Source organism: Paenibacillus aestuarii, assembly GCF_027789125.1.
GTDB lineage: Bacteria > Bacillota > Bacilli > Paenibacillales > NBRC-103111 > Paenibacillus_E > Paenibacillus_E aestuarii.
In genome coordinates this window covers 157,928-172,994 of record NZ_JAQFVF010000023.1, presented here as the reverse complement: position 1 = coordinate 172,994, position 15,067 = coordinate 157,928, and the positions used below count along the sequence as shown (strand labels likewise).

General features: G+C 48.7%; 15 protein-coding genes. 10 read left to right on the top strand and 5 right to left on the bottom strand.

What is annotated here, in order from left to right; translation table 11 throughout:
• The first annotated feature begins 46 nt into the window (after positions 1-46).
• From O9139_RS09375 to msrA, 3 genes are all read left to right on the top strand, one after another.
• The gene (locus tag O9139_RS09375) at positions 47-796 is read left to right on the top strand and encodes a polysaccharide deacetylase family protein (protein WP_270879198.1); all 750 of its coding nucleotides are present in this window, start codon (positions 47-49) and stop codon (positions 794-796) included.
• Positions 797-891: 95 nt separating this feature from the next.
• Complete coding sequence (locus tag O9139_RS09370; protein WP_270879197.1) at positions 892-1,824, top strand: manganese-dependent inorganic pyrophosphatase; 933 nt, start codon at positions 892-894, stop codon at positions 1,822-1,824.
• A gap of 106 nt (positions 1,825-1,930) precedes the next feature.
• Complete coding sequence (gene msrA, locus O9139_RS09365; protein WP_270879196.1) at positions 1,931-2,884, top strand: peptide-methionine (S)-S-oxide reductase MsrA; 954 nt, start codon at positions 1,931-1,933, stop codon at positions 2,882-2,884.
• A 46-nt stretch (positions 2,885-2,930) separates the two neighbouring features.
• Here msrA and O9139_RS09360 read toward each other — a convergent pair whose 3' ends face one another.
• Positions 2,931-3,821, bottom strand: coding sequence for a cation diffusion facilitator family transporter (locus O9139_RS09360; RefSeq protein ID WP_270879195.1), 891 nt, complete (start codon positions 3,819-3,821; stop codon positions 2,931-2,933).
• A gap of 295 nt (positions 3,822-4,116) precedes the next feature.
• Between O9139_RS09360 and O9139_RS09355 the strand changes: the two genes are divergently transcribed.
• The gene (locus tag O9139_RS09355; protein WP_270879194.1) at positions 4,117-5,205 is read left to right on the top strand and encodes a M24 family metallopeptidase; all 1,089 of its coding nucleotides are present in this window, start codon (positions 4,117-4,119) and stop codon (positions 5,203-5,205) included.
• 55 nt (positions 5,206-5,260) lie between these two features.
• Positions 5,261-5,524, top strand: coding sequence for an HPr family phosphocarrier protein (locus tag O9139_RS09350; RefSeq protein WP_270879193.1), 264 nt, complete (start codon positions 5,261-5,263; stop codon positions 5,522-5,524).
• 123 nt (positions 5,525-5,647) lie between these two features.
• On the opposite strand, the gene O9139_RS09345 is transcribed toward O9139_RS09350, so the two are convergent.
• Complete coding sequence (locus O9139_RS09345; protein ID WP_270879192.1) at positions 5,648-6,526, bottom strand: LysR family transcriptional regulator; 879 nt, start codon at positions 6,524-6,526, stop codon at positions 5,648-5,650.
• Between the two features lie 137 nt (positions 6,527-6,663).
• Here O9139_RS09345 and O9139_RS09340 point away from each other — a divergent pair, with 137 nt between their 5' ends.
• Together O9139_RS09340 and O9139_RS09335 are read left to right on the top strand one after the other, a co-directional pair.
• Positions 6,664-7,989 carry a uracil/xanthine transporter gene (locus O9139_RS09340; RefSeq protein ID WP_270879191.1) on the top strand — a complete coding sequence of 442 codons (1,326 nt, stop codon included), beginning with the start codon at positions 6,664-6,666 and terminating at the stop codon, positions 7,987-7,989.
• Positions 7,990-8,029: 40 nt separating this feature from the next.
• A complete protein-coding gene (locus O9139_RS09335; protein WP_270879190.1) occupies positions 8,030-9,061 on the top strand; it encodes a Gfo/Idh/MocA family protein in 1,032 nt (343 codons plus the stop codon).
• 317 nt (positions 9,062-9,378) lie between these two features.
• Here O9139_RS09335 and O9139_RS09330 read toward each other — a convergent pair whose 3' ends face one another.
• Positions 9,379-10,245, bottom strand: coding sequence for a YitT family protein (locus tag O9139_RS09330; protein ID WP_270879189.1), 867 nt, complete (start codon positions 10,243-10,245; stop codon positions 9,379-9,381).
• A gap of 42 nt (positions 10,246-10,287) precedes the next feature.
• Positions 10,288-10,647 (bottom strand): hypothetical protein, encoded by a 360-nt coding sequence (locus O9139_RS09325; protein ID WP_270879188.1) that lies wholly within the window; start codon positions 10,645-10,647, stop codon positions 10,288-10,290.
• Positions 10,648-10,836: 189 nt separating this feature from the next.
• On the opposite strand from O9139_RS09325, the gene O9139_RS09320 reads away from it, so the two are divergent.
• From O9139_RS09320 to O9139_RS09310, 3 genes are all read left to right on the top strand, one after another.
• The gene (locus O9139_RS09320; protein ID WP_270879187.1) at positions 10,837-12,753 is read left to right on the top strand and encodes a DUF2334 domain-containing protein; all 1,917 of its coding nucleotides are present in this window, start codon (positions 10,837-10,839) and stop codon (positions 12,751-12,753) included.
• 123 nt (positions 12,754-12,876) lie between these two features.
• The gene (locus O9139_RS09315; RefSeq protein ID WP_270879186.1) at positions 12,877-13,077 is read left to right on the top strand and encodes a hypothetical protein; all 201 of its coding nucleotides are present in this window, start codon (positions 12,877-12,879) and stop codon (positions 13,075-13,077) included.
• 201 nt (positions 13,078-13,278) lie between these two features.
• Positions 13,279-14,604, top strand: a complete 1,326-nt coding sequence (locus tag O9139_RS09310) for a polysaccharide deacetylase family protein (protein ID WP_270879185.1) — start codon at positions 13,279-13,281, stop codon at positions 14,602-14,604.
• A gap of 74 nt (positions 14,605-14,678) precedes the next feature.
• Here O9139_RS09310 and O9139_RS09305 read toward each other — a convergent pair whose 3' ends face one another.
• Positions 14,679-14,930 carry a hypothetical protein gene (locus tag O9139_RS09305; RefSeq protein WP_270879184.1) on the bottom strand — a complete coding sequence of 84 codons (252 nt, stop codon included), beginning with the start codon at positions 14,928-14,930 and terminating at the stop codon, positions 14,679-14,681.
• Positions 14,931-15,067: the final 137 nt, after the last annotated feature.

The following is a 15,067-nucleotide window of genomic DNA, read 5'->3' as shown; positions in this document are numbered from 1 at the left end:
GATAAGGTAATCCGTTACCAGACGTGTTGATGAACGGAGGTCTATTATGCACACATGGCGCCGCATCGCCGCCATATTAACGACCCTGATGCTCGCCGCGCCGCTCATCGGGGCCGATCAGGCGAAGCGTGTCGTTGCCATCCCCGTGCTGAATTATCACAGCATCGGGGATTCGCCTGGCAACATCTACATGCTTCGCCCGGATCATTTTGCCCGCCAGATGGATTACTTGGCGGCGCATCAGTACACCCCGCTAACGCTGCAAGAGTTTGCGCTCATCCTGGAGAAGAAGAAGGTCGCCCCGGACAAGCCGGTGCTGCTGACCTTCGACGACGGGTACGCCAGCAATTATGAGCTGGCGATGCCTGTGTTGAAGTCGCACGATTTCCCGGCGACTGTGTTCATCTTGCCCGGTATGGTCGGGCAAGGCGCGTATTTGTCCTGGCCGCAGATCCGGGAGATGCGGGAGAACAAGTGGGATGTGCAGCCCCACACGATGACCCACCCGCATCTGCCGCAGCTGGCGGCCGAAGCCCAGCGCGAGGAGATCGTCACCTCGCGTCATGAGATTGAACGTCAGCTCGGGACGGTGGCTGACGTGTTCGCTTATCCGTACGGCGAGTATAACGAGACGACGCTCGGTATTTTACAGGAGGCGGGCTTCCGCTACGCCTTCACGACGCTGCCCGGTATGGCCACATCCGCGCAGCCGCCGTTAGAGCTGCACCGCATCGTGGTGCAGGAAGGGGATAGCTTCCGGACGTGGAAACGGAAGCTGAAAAAGAATACACACTAATGCCTAAGGTTTAGTAGTGAATTTACTTGAATATTTTAGTATAATCCTAAATAGAGACGAAACCTTCGTCATTTTAACATGTTAGGAGTTCTAAAATGGAAAAAACATTGATTTTCGGACATAAAAATCCGGACACTGACTCAATCTGCTCAGCACTTGCTTATGCAGCTCTGAAAACAAAGCTCGGACAAAACGTTGAGGCTGTTCGTCTAGGCAGCGTAAACGGCGAAACTCAATTTGCTCTGGATACATTCAAAGTAGCAGCACCTCGTCAAGTGGATACCGTTGCCAATGAAGCGAAGAACGTGATTCTGGTTGACCACGTAGAGCGTCAACAAAGCGCTAACGACATCGATCAAGTGCGCGTCGTTGAAGTCATTGACCACCACCGCATCGCGAACTTTGAAACGAGCCATCCGCTGTACTACCGCGCTGAGCCTGTAGGCTGCACGGCTACGATTTTAAATAAATTGTACAAAGAGAACGGCGTAGCTATCGATAAAGAAATCGCAGGCTTGATGCTGTCTGCGATCATCTCCGACTCTTTGCTGTTCAAATCCCCGACTTGCACCGAGCAAGACGTGGCTGCAGCGCGTGAGCTTGCAGAAATCGCCGGCGTGAACGCCGAGAGCTACGGTCTTGACATGCTCAAAGCGGGTGCTGACCTGAGCGACAAAACGATTGCTCAATTGATCTCGCTGGATGCGAAAGAATTCCAAATGGGCAGCTACAAAGTAGAAATCGCCCAAGTAAACGCTGTTGACGTGAATGAAGTGCTTGCGCGTCAAGAAGACTTGGAAGCAGCGATTACAACGATCATCGCTGACAAAAACCTGGATCTGTTCCTGTTCGTTGTCACAGATATTTTGAACAACGACTCCGTAGGCTTGGCACTAGGTCGCAAAGCTGACGCTGTTGAGAAAGCTTACAACGTGACATTGAACGACAACAAAGCAACACTGAAAGGCGTTGTTTCACGTAAATCGCAAATCGTGCCTGTGTTGACAGATACATTTAACAGCCTGTAGGTCAAACCCAAACGAGCACCGTTCATGGAGATGAGCGGTGCTTTTGGTGCTGCGCCTATTTTTTGCTATGATAAGAGTAGATAAAAGTAAGGAGAGTGAGAACATAATGAGTGAATTAGCAACATTTGCCGGTGGCTGCTTCTGGTGCATGGTGAAGCCTTTTGATCAATGGGACGGCATTATCCAAGTCACTTCCGGCTACACGGGCGGACATAAAGAGAATCCTACGTATCAAGAAGTGTGTTCCGAGACGACAGGCCACGCGGAAGCGGTGCAAATCGAGTTTGATCCGCAAATCATCAGTTATCAGGAATTATTGAACGTATATTGGCAGCAGATCGATCCGACCGATCCTGAAGGCCAGTTTCATGATAAAGGGCATTCGTATCGCACGGCGATCTTTTACCACAGTGAAGAGCAGCGGCAGCTTGCTGAAGCATCGAAGCGGGAACTGCAGGCGAGCGGCAGATTCGACAAGCCGATCGTGACGGAGATCGTGCCTGCGTCGACGTTTTATCCGGCTGAAGAGTATCATCAGGACTATTACAAGAAAAATGCGCTCCGCTACAAAATGTACCGCAGTGGTTCGGGCAGAGACGCTTTTATTAAGAAGCATTGGGGCAAAGCCAAAAATGTGGCCGAGCTGAAACAGCGCTTAACCCCGCTGCAATTTGAAGTTACGCAAAATAGCGCGACGGAACCGCCTTTCCGCAATGAATTTTGGGATCACCATGAAGAAGGGCTGTACGTGGATATCGTATCCGGCGAACCGCTGTTCAGCTCGCAAGATAAATTCGATTCCGGCTGCGGCTGGCCGAGTTTCACACAACCGATTGAGCAAGCTTCAACGACGGAAGAGATCGATATCACCCACGGCATGATTCGTACCGAAGTGCGTAGCAAAGAGTCCGACTCTCATTTGGGCCACGTATTCAATGATGGTCCAGGACCGAATGGTCTCCGTTATTGCATCAATTCGGCTGCGCTGCGCTTTATCCCGAAAGCTGATTTGGAAAAAGAAGGGTATGGCCAATACGCTGACCTGTTCAAAAATCATTGATGACAGCAAAGGACTTCCCTTATACAGGGAAGTCCTTTTATGTTAGCTAATCTTTGTACCAAGGATTCAAATGGATCAGCACTTCATCAACGTCTGCATGCTGGTTCATAATCGATCGCTTGATCTCCCTTGAAATGTCGTGCCCTTGCTGCACGGTCAACTCGCCGGGAATGGAGACGCGCGCATCGACCAAAATGTAATGGCCGTGCTCCCGTGCGCGAATGCGATCGATTCGCTTCACTTGCGGAATGGCTTCGATGAGTGACGTATACTGCAAAATCTTTTCCTGATCGACCGTCTTTTCCATCAATACATCAAACGATTCTTTGCCCATTTCAATGGCGAGTTTGAGTACCAGCAGCGTAACGATCAGCCCCGCAGCGGCGTCGCCGTAGGCCAACACATGAATGCCATAAGCTTTGCCGATAAAAGCAAGCCCAATCCCGACGACTGCGGCCAGCGAAGCATAGACGTCAGCCAAGTGATCATTGGCCGTGGCGATCAGTCCTTTGCTGTTTGTTCGTTTCCCGATGTTCATCGTGTACACATAGAGGACATATTTCCATACGAGCGATACGAAGGCTGCAGCAAGCGCAATCAGGCTAGGCTGTGTAGGCTCCTCAAACAAAGCTGCGATAGAATGATAGCCAATGTATATGGCGGCTAACCCCAAAATAAAGGCGACAAATCCGGAGCCTAGCACTTCAGCTTTACCGTGGCCGTAGGGATGATCATCGTCTGCTGGAAGCTTGGATATCCGCATGGAACTTAATGCGGCAATCGTCGCGATAATGTCACCGGCATTATGAACCCCGTCTGCTAGAAGAACCTCACTATGAAAGATTAGACCAATGACAATTTTGATAGCAGTAAGGATTATGTTACTTAGCAGCGAGACCCAAATAGCCCAGACGGATGATTTGTTGTCAATGCTCATCAATGATGACCTCCTACAGAAGTTTTTCCCCAAGGAAAAAAAATCCCTTGACCTGTCGGCCAAGGGATGGGGCTTATTTTTTGATGGGAATCTAGCAATTGATTGGTTAACATAGCGTATACACATCACTTTTCAAAAAATATCATCTAATGATACCTCATTTTAAGAGAAGTTACAAGATGTCATTCGGGGAAATAATTTGTAAGCTGTCGACTTTAATCTTCGAATGCACTCATGATACAATTTAATTGAAGACTTCGTGGACACATCATTAGAGAAAGGTTGTCGTAACTCGATGAACGAAAGATTGTTGAAATTGAATGCCCTTCTGGAGTCGGAAGGGCTCGACGCGGCTTTTATTACGCTGCCTAAGCTTGTGTATTATTTTACAGGCTTTTATTCAGAACCACACGAACGATTGATGGCACTTGTCTGTGTGAAAGGGGAGGAGCCTTTCTTATTCGTTCCAGTGCTTGATCATGAGAAAGCGTCCCGGACGTCAAGCGTAAGCCGAATTTACTCGCACCGCGATGAAGAGAATCCGTTTGAAGCGCTAAAATGTCATTTGCAAGCGGGCATCTCGCGAATCGGCATTCAAGCTGAACATATGAATGTTAAGCGCTATCATGCTTTTATGGAGATGACTGGGGCTAGCGATGCCGTCGACCTGGAGCCTCATCTTACGTCGATGCGAGTCATCAAAAGCGATTCGGAAATCGCTGTTATGAAACGGGCTATTCACTGTATTGAAGAAGTGATCCGCACCACGCTTCCATTGATTAAGCCGGGCATCACGGAGCTGGACGTCGTCGCCGAAATGGAGTACCGCATGAAAAAACTGGGTGCCGATGGCCCCTCTTTCGAGACGATGGTACTTGCCGGAGAGAAGTCCGGGCTTCCGCATGGCGTGCCAGGTCAAACCGTGATTCGCGAAGGCGAGCTGCTGTTGATTGATGCTGGTGTTTTTGTCGATGGCTATGCCTCGGACATTACGCGCACATTCGCAGTCGGGCAGATCAGCGATCAACTGCAACAAATCTACAACGCCGTGCTTGAGGCGAATGAAAGCATGATTCGCGCCGGTCGGCCTGGCGTGGCCATCGGCAGCTTGGATACGGCTGCACGCAATGTCATCGCCAGTAAAGGGTACGGAGATTACTTCATTACGCGGGCAGGTCATGGTCTCGGTTTAGAGATTCATGAATACCCGTCCATTTACGGCGGTAATCCGGATCTATTGCGCTCTGGCATGGTCTATACGGCTGAACCGGGCATCTATATGTCTGGCCTCGGCGGCGTACGCATCGAAGATAACGTTTTGGTTACAGACGACGGGGTAGAGGTCTTGACTTCTTTTCCTAAACAATTGACCATCATCGGTTAACCAGCTAATTCACCCTACTAACTGATCCTATCAAGTTAAAAAGGAAGGTGAGCAAATGCGAGTGCACGAATTTGTTATTCAATCTGACATCGCGCGCAGCGATCTGACAAACGTATCCAACCAATCCTCGCATTTCATATCGGATATCACCTTAGAATTTGCATACGATGATCTCAAACATATTGTCGATGTCAAAAGCCTTCTCGGCATGCTCCTTGTGCCGATTAAGGCAGGAACATTGGTTCGGCTTGTAACTAAAGGCAAAGATGAAGAAGAGGCCATGCATTACATGTATAATCTGCTGGCATCTTTTCGTTAAAATGAAAAAGGGCTCTTACAGCTAGTAGCTGTAGGGCCCTTTTTTGATTGCGTTTGAGCGGCTATGCATGCTTGCCAGAGCAAAATCTTACAAGATGGTGTCTATGAAGCTAAAAATCCTGAGTTACTTCATTTCATGAGCCAACAATTCAATAAAACGCTGAGCTGCTTTGGACAAGTAATGTTGTTTTAGCCAAATAACCGCCGAAGACGCAGTGGCTTCGGAGTCTTCGATGTCATAGGCTTGGACACGGTAACCTCGATGCTTACGGAGCACAGTTTCCGGTACGATTGTGCTGCCAAAGCCGGAAGCGACTAATTCCATGAGAATGGAAATATCCGAGCACTCGCCGATAATATGCGGTTGCAGCTGTTTGATCCGGAATTCCTCGAGGATTAAATGAAAGATGCCTAGCCCGTCCGTACTCGGTAAGATGAGTGCATGTTTCTCAATGCTTTCCAATGTTACGGAGTGATTGTCGTTCAATTGCGGGATCGAGGTTACAAAATAAAACCGTTCTTTTTGCAGCTGCAACACCGAATAGTCCTCCAGCAGGAGGGGCAAACGAATGATGGCCAATTCGATGACTTTCTCCTTGATCAATTTCGCGAGCTGAGCGGATTCGTTTTGCTGGATTTTGTACGTAATGTGTGGGTACGTTTCACGGAAAGATTGAAGCAGTTTCGGCAGCGGGTAATACGAAATCGTATTGACACCGATCGAAAGTTTGCCGCGGATACCGCTGCTGATCTGGGTGACCTCGGTTTGTGCTTCTTCCAGATCCTTAGTAATTTTTTCGGCGTAGCGGTAAAGGGTTGCTCCAGCCTCGGTTAGTTCCAGATAGCGCCCCCGCTTTTCAAAAAGCGAAACACCGAGCTCCTGCTCCAGAAGCTTCAACTGTTGACTTAGCGGCGGTTGAGCCATGTGCAGCTTTTTCGCTGCTGCTGTGATTTGTTTTGCTTCGGCAATGGCTAAGAAATAGCGGAGTTGTTTGATATCCAACGGACGGCGACCTCATTTCCCATACGAAAATCGTATATAAAAGCAACAAAATATATATTTTTTATATTTTAGTACTCATGTTATCATATTTTTGCACAAAAGGATTGGCAAATTTCACAAGAAAGGTAACAGATCTGATGTTAAAACAATTATCGCCAAAAATTTGGCTCGCTGGTGTTCAGTGGCTTTTTTTTATGTTCACGAATACGATTGTTGTACCGCTTTCGATAGGGCACGCGTTTAACTTGCCTGCGGCAGAGATCGCTGGAGCTATGCAGCGTTCGTTTATTTTGACCGGTGTAATCTGCATCCTGCAAGCATTATGGGGTCACCGGTATGCGGTGATGGATGGACCGGCAGGGATTTGGTGGGGGCTCGTACTTAACCTTTGTGCGTCAGCTCAATCGGTTGGGATGAGTTTGACGGAAGTCGGCGGCGGGCTCGCCAGTGGGTTTCTTTTAGCAGGGCTCACGATGATTGTCTTAGGAAGTCTAGGCTTCGCTTCGTTTTTGAAAAAAATCTTTACCCCGATTGTTATGGGCGTTTCGTTATTTTTGCTGACGATTCAATTGGTGATGAACTTTTTTAAAGGGATGCTTGGTTTCAATGGGGCCGGTGAAATTGACATGAAAGTAGCCGGGTTGTCAATTGTGATTGCGATCATGGTTGGACTGCTGCATATCAGAGGATCGAAATTCATTAGCAGTTATTCGATTTTGATAGGGATTCTAGTCGGCTGGATTGCCTATGTGTGCTTGATACCAAACGTATCTGCGCCGCCAACGGAAGCAGGCTCCTTATTTGCGTTATTCCCTTGGGGCAAGCCGAATATGCAATGGGGAATTATTTTAACGGCGTTTATTGTTGGATTGATTAATATGACAAATACGATTACTTGTTTGTCAACCGTGGAAAAGCTGTATCAAACGACTACGACCAAATCTCAATATAAGCGTTCGTATGTCTGGACAGGACTTTTTACCACTTTTTCCGCTTGCTTCGGTTTGCTGCCATTCGGTTTGTTCACATCCTCGGTAGGTTTGTTAGAGAGTACGAAAATTTTGGAACGGCGCGCGCTTATGCTTGGTGGCGGGATGTTCGCTGCGCTGGGCTTTATTCCAGTATTAGGCCATTTGTTCTCTTCGCTGCCGGCCAGTGTAGGTAACGCGGTTTTGTTTGTCGCATATCTACAGATGTTCGGAACTTCGTTTCGTACCATTCAAGGAATTACATTTAATTCCAAAACGATTTATCGCATCGCGCTGCCCGTGCTACTAGGGATTAGCATTATGAACACTTCGCCGCAAGCTTTTTCGCTGCTGCCTTTGTATTTGCGTCCGTTAGTGAGCAATGGTTTGGTTATGGGCGTAGTACTTTCTTTATTGCTAGAGACTCTGGTAAACTGGAAGAAATACGAGCTGCCGCTGGCTTCCACGCCCTTGGCCGTTTCAAGGGGCAAATAAGTGAAGCAGCAATAGCGCGGGCGAGAGGGGCCTAGGCGAGATGAGTGCTTATCGAGTTGTAGTTGTCGGTTGTGGAAGCATGGCAAATGTGTGGGTAGAGGACACCAAGGGACGACATGACGTGGAAATTGTGGCGCTGGTCGATATTAAAGCGGAGTTTGCTCAAGCGATGGCAGATCGCCATGGGTTAACGTGCGCGATTTATACCGATGTGGAGCAGGCGATTCAAGAGACGGGTGCAAATCTGGTGATGGACATAACGATACCGTCGAGTCACCATCATGTTTGCACGTCGGCTTTGCGGCATGGATGCGACGTCTTCGGCGAAAAGCCGATGGCAGCCACGATGGAAGAAGCGCGAGCGATCGTGGCTTTAGCGGAGCAGACGGGCAAGAGCCTATCCGTCATGCAGAACCGGCGCTACAACGCGAATATTCGCGCGTTGCGCGGGCTGATCGATGCGGGCACGATCGGCCGCATCGGCTATATCGGCGCCGACTTTTTCTTGGCGCCGCATTTCGGGGGCTTTCGCGATGCGATGGAAAGCCCGCTGATCCTGGACATGGCCATCCACACGTTCGACCAGGCTCGCTTCTTGATTAAGGCAGACCCTGTGTCGGTGTACTGCCATGAGTTCAATCCTCCCGGCTCCTGGTACGCCGGGAGCGCCTCCGCCATCTGCATCTATGAGATGTCAGATGGTACGGTCTTCTGCTACCGCGGCTCATGGAGCGCGGAGGGAGCGCCGACTTCCTGGGAGTCGGCGTGGCGCGTGACCGGCGAGCTGGGCACCGCCGTTTGGGACGGCGAGCATGCGCCGTTCGCCGAGATCGTCGGGCCGGGCGAGCAGGCCGGCAAGTTCTTGCGCGAGCATGCGCGCATCGAGGCAGATGTGAGCTGGCCCGGGCACAGCGGGCATCGCGGTTGCCTCGATGAGATGTTCGCTGCGCTGCAGGAAGGCCGGCGCGCGGAAACCGACTGCCGCGACAATATTAAAAGCATGGCCATGGTGCTTGGCGCGCTGGAGAGCGCGAGGAGCGGCCGGAAGATCGATTTGGCCGCTTATTATTAAACACGAAAAAGGAACTTCGCGTGATTCGGCGAAGTTCCTTTTTTATTGCTTATTCTTCTTCATCCCATTTACGGGAGTAGGCTTTTTTCGTCGCCCAAAAGGTAAGAGCGATAATGATGACCAGTGCGATGACTCCTAAAATAATGGCGCTAAGCATGCGATCACATTCCTTATTCGATATCGATTATTTGACCATTATAAGCGATTTCTATGGAATTCATCAATGGATCCAGCCGCGTGTGCGATGATCTAGCCGTAGGCGAGGCCGCGGATGCAGCAAAAAGGCACGGAAGAAAAACTCCGCGCCAGTCTGCATCTTAATGGATATCCTTTTTCTTGAAGCGGCCGCCCTTCACATCGTGGATGTTGCCGATAGCCAGAAACGCTCGCGGATCGAGCTCGTCGACGATCGACTTCAGCTTCGCTTCTTCCAAGCGGGTGATGACGCTGAAGATGACTTTTTTGTCATTTCCGGTAAATGCGCCCTCACCCATCAAGTAAGTGACACCGCGACCTAGCCGCTCTGTGATCGCTTCGCCAATCTGCTCAGATTCGTCGCTGATGATCCAAACCGATTTGGATTGATCCAAGCCTTCGATCGTAATATCGATCAATTTAAAAGCGATATAGTAAGCGATAAGGGAGTACATGGCATGATCCCAACCGAACACAAACCCGGCGCTGCCGAGAATGAAGAAGTTGATGAACATGACGATCTCGCCGACGGAAAACGGCGTCTTCTTGCTGACCAGAATCGCTACGATTTCAGAACCGTCCAAGGAGCCCCCGGAGCGGATGACGAGACCGACCCCAATCCCGAGTGTAATACCGCCAAATACAGCAGCGAGCAGCGGATCGATCGTGATCGCTTGCACGGGATGCAGCAGCGAGCTTCCGATTGACATGACGATGACGGAAAATAAAGTTGAGAAAGCAAACGTTTTACCAATTTGTTTGTAACCTAACAGTAGGAAAGGCAAATTTAAAATGACCAGAAATACGCCAAGGGGCAAGCCGGTTATATGCGAGATGATGATGGAAATACCGACAATACCGCCATCAATAATGTTGTTAGGTACTAGAAAGATCTCTAGACCCACGGAGAACAAAGCGGATCCAATTAACATAAAAACAATTCGACGCAAAAACTTGACTGGTGTTAACTTTTGATGCTGTGTAGGCATGTACTGTTCCTCTCTTCCACATTTCATTCATTGATGAATTAATTATCGTGATGAAGTCGTATGAATGAGGCCTACGTACATGGACATGAATTTGCGGAATTCTAGCATGGCTTCCTTCAATTGTTCTCGTATTTTGGACAGTAAAAAAGGAATAAAGAGTACGAAAACAAATATATAGTGAAGACGGAGAAGGTCGTCATGCGAGTGAATGATATGAATATAAGTTTGGATGATCTGCTTATTCGGAATACTCTCCTGATGGGTCAGGACTTGCGTATTGCTGGATTGAACCAACTGTTCGACATCTAGTGGAAAGTGTTGGGAGATCGGTGGCGTTAACGGAAAGACGAACATTCCGATCACGATCCATACCAATACGACCCAGCATTTCTTGCGTGTCATATGAGGCAGCGTGATCTCCTCCGTTCAAGTAGCATTTAAATTTGCTTGCATTGTAGCACTAACGCTGCCCGGAGTCAAACCGCGAGCTTGTCTAACCACGTCAAAAATTGTTGCAATTTTGTAGACAAAAAGACATAGATATAGTACAACTGAGCCATCAGGATTCATCAGTTTGAGGGGAGTAGCGATATGAAAGGCCGCCTTAATAAACATCAATGGATGAAGCTTTTGATTCCCTCATTTTTAGCTTGCAGTTTATTTTTTGGACTGTATCACATGATTACTGTTGAAGGCGCGGAGTCGAGTCCGCACTTTGTGATGATGCGGCTGGAGGACATCGGGCCTGGAGGATACTACAGTTCGCTGGATGGACTCGGTAAGCTCCGGACAGTGCTGGAGATGCTTAAGCAAGAGCATATTCCGTACAGTATGGCGGTCATCCCAAGATGGATCAATGTATCGGAGAACGGTGCACGGTATGACCGGGCTTTAAATCAACAAGGCCAGCCCTATATCGATGCTTTCAATCAAGTGCTGCATCAAGCGATGGCTGGCGGCGGTACGATCGGCATGCACGGCTATACGCACCAAACCGGCGATGTATGGCGCGAGGATGGTCATCAAGCTTCCGGGATCGGCAACGAATTTGATATTGCCGGGGAAGCGCGTACAGCTACGCCTCAATTTGCCGAACAGCGTCTGCAGGAAGGGCTCCGTGTCCTTCGGCAAGCGGGATATATGCCGCATTTTTGGGAAGCCCCGCACTACCATACGGCGCCGGCGCAGGATAGCGTTTTTCAAGCGTATTTCGGCCTTATTTATCAAGCTCGCGTATCGGTCAATCCGAATCCTGCCAGAGCCCAATATCAGAATGAGCTTAACACAGGTTTCGGTGCGACTACTTACGGCTCTGTGTATGTACCGACACCGCTATCGTATATCCCCGGCAACAGGGATGAAAAAGTGATTCTTAATCAAATCGGCAAAACAGACCGCGTGAATTCGTTTTTTTATCATCCGTATCTCGAATTTGATCAATTGCAGCCTGTGGAAGATTCGGATGGCAGGCCTTTGATTCGCGATGGTTTGCCTGAGTTTACGTATCCCAAGAGTTTGAAGAGCAATTTGCAAAAGCTGATCGCCCAGGTTCGTCAAAAAGGATACGTCTTCTATAGCCTCCATGACTACGTGCCTTTTACACCCGCACATCGCGTGAACGTAGCTAATGTCCGGCAAGCTTCGGATGTGCAGATCGGTGATGTGAGGGGCCGGGGGCAGATGGATATCGTCGCTTGGTCGCGAACATTAGGGGAATTCACCGTCACGGCGGGTCAATTTAACGGTCAGCGGAACGAAGCGCAGCCGGCGCCTCAGGTTTGGGCGACGATGGCCAAGTCGGATGGCGCTGCGTTTACATTAAATGACCGGAATGGAGACGGGAAGAAGGGACTCTGGGTCGTCCATCCATCTGGCAAGCTGGAAAGCTACTTTTCGGCTGGTAACCGCTTTATTATGAACCACCGCTGGGCGATTCCTGCGAATCGCTGGCTTGATCTTTATGAGTTGCGCCAACCTGACGGCGATTGTGTCCTGGCAGGTCAGTCCCAGGATCGGACACAATTGCTTGGCGTTTATTTACATAAAGGTGTTGCGAAGCCGATTAAGCCTTATGTGTTTAAGACAGCTGCTGTCAGGGAACTGATCGTGCGGGAACTAAAAGGGCAAAACAAGCAAAGCTTATTTATGTCGAAGCCCGACACTTCGGAAGGGATCCAATTGGATTTTGACCGTAATCATTTACAGTGGGCAGCCAAGAAAGTGACTTTCAACGTGCCGGCTGAGCTGGGTGAAATCCGTTTCGGCGATTTTAACGGCGATGGCAAAGAAGACATTTTGCGCTGGGATGAGAAGAACTTAACGAGCCGTGTGTATCATCAAACCGATGACCATACGTATCAACTTCTTTCTGTCTTCGGACCTTGGGGGCGGAAAAACAGTCGCCTGTTCATCGCTGATTTTGACGGCAACGGGAAGAAAGATATCGCACTGATGAGCAATGATGACGCTTCGCTGGACATTGCGCTTTCCTATCAAAGAAATGAATGAAGAGCCATAGACTTAAAAAGTTGTATATTTGTATCAGGTGAAACTGTCTACTACTTTCTATCCTATCTCACATATACTAGTATGTGCTTGCAAACCAGATATGGAATATGAGGTGGACTTAAAGTGAAAGAAAATGAATTAGTGATTCGCTATAATCTCTTACCGTGGTATAATGAACTAGATGACCTCATTGATATCGACCAGCCGGATTTTCCTGCTGCGTTCCGTGGACGCATTCATGCCTTGGGGGAATATACGTTGACATCCATTACGAACAAAGAAGCTCACTTTCAAAAAACAAGTTCAAAGTCGAAATCTGAATAACCATAGATATGCTGTGTCGTCCTTTTCCAAAAGGATGAGATGGCATTTTTTGTATGTATTGAAAATGAATGGCTTGTAGGTAAACAAAACAAGATAACTGATATGTCGTTACAGCAACCAGCTCGTTTGAATAAACAGGTCGTTATTTCTGATTCTAATCATATATTGATAAGGCAGGCGAAAGAGGGGATGGGGATAGGGATGAGTACGTTGTTGTGGGTTCTATTACTGTTGTTGCTGGTTTATTCGATATTGCCTACAATCCTTATCCGATTATTCGGTATTGGTGTTTATAAGAAGGGGAGAGGCGGCAATGGCATCGCGCTAACTTTTGACGATGGGCCAGATCCCGAGTACACGCCGCAATTGCTTGATCTTCTGAAAAAGCACCAAGTGAAAGCGACTTTTTTCGTTCTTGGCTCCAAAGCAGAGCAGCATCCTGAGTTGATTCGGCGCATACATCTCGAAGGACATTTGATCGGTGTCCATAACTATGTGCATTGGGCGAATGCCTTTCTCCCTCCGCGCAAGGTGAGAGCTCAGCTAAACAGCTCCATTGCCGTGATTGAGAAAATAACCGGGGAAACGCCGATATTTTACAGGCCGCCATGGGGCATTTTCAATTTGTTCGATTTCTTATTAATGAAACGATTCCGTGTGGTGTTATGGTCGTTAATGGTGGGGGATTGGCGGAGCAGCGGTGGCAAGGAGCGAATTATCAAGAAGCTGCTGGCGAAGCTCAGCAGCAACGATATCATCGTGCTCCATGATAGCGGACAGACTTTTGGCGCGGACGAAGATGCCCCTGTGCATATGCTGGAGGCGCTTGCCGATTTCCTGGACATCTGCAAGCGTCGCGGATTCACTTTTTTGCGGATTGACACGTACACGCAAATTGATGAGCTGGCGAAGCGGCAGCCGGCCAGTTGGGTGAAAAAAGGACTCATCCAAGTATGGCTCAGATGGGACCGGCTTTTCCACTGGTGGTTCAATATTCGTCCGATTGACCTGCACCATCCGATCTTTTATAGCCGCGTATGCAAATACAAAGGGAAGCCGCTGCAATTGGACAACGGCGAGGAAATCCGCTCCGGCGATTTGGTGCTGGAGCTCCATTTCAATAATGAACGGTTGTTTCATATGATGGCGGAGTCGAATTCCATGGTCCAGTTAGCCGTCCATATGATTCGTGAAGTGCAGCGCTTCCTGCCCGTGCTCACGGCGTATTTATACATGCACCGCGAGGTGAGAGGTGTATATGGCGTTACGATGATTCATCGCGGCTCCAGGCAGTTGGGCTTCACGGTGGAGCAGCTGCCGGAAGGTCTGTTTAAAAAAGCTAGCCAGCTTTACTTGCGGCTGCTGCTTTATGTGTTTCATCCGAATGGCCGTGAGAGGTTGGAGGCAAGCAAAAGCCAGCTCTCACCCCGTATCGTTGCGATCTCCGTGCAAGAGCTGATGAAGCGCTATCCGGTTGAACCCAGTATGACGGCTGCAGAAACGCGGAGTTTTGCGGTTCAGGGCTGAGCAGGCAGCGATAAGAAAAAATAGGAGCTATGCAGCTTTAAGCTGCTAGCTCCTTTTTTGATAAATATTAGCGGTTAGCACCGTCCAAACGGGAAAAACGGTCTTGTATCCAGCAGTGCAATGGCAAGCAAATCAAACAATACTAGCGGGATGATGAAAGGGAAGAAGGAGACGTGAGCTTTGTTGCCAGGCCTTACCGTTTTTAAATAAACTTTGTTGTTATCGACCTTGACAATCGTTCCTGTAAACGTGCCCTTCGTCGTTTTGATCCTCACTTGGCGGTGGAGGTACCTTTTACATAATTTGTAATTTTCCGATCGATTCATGTGGAATACCTCCTTTCTACTCGTAACTAATCTAGTATATGTTCGTCTCATAGAAGAAGTGTGGACAGAAGGGAATTTATGTATGGGAGGAGAAAGATAGTAGCAGCGTATGAAACAGAGGATCTCGTAGGAGGCAA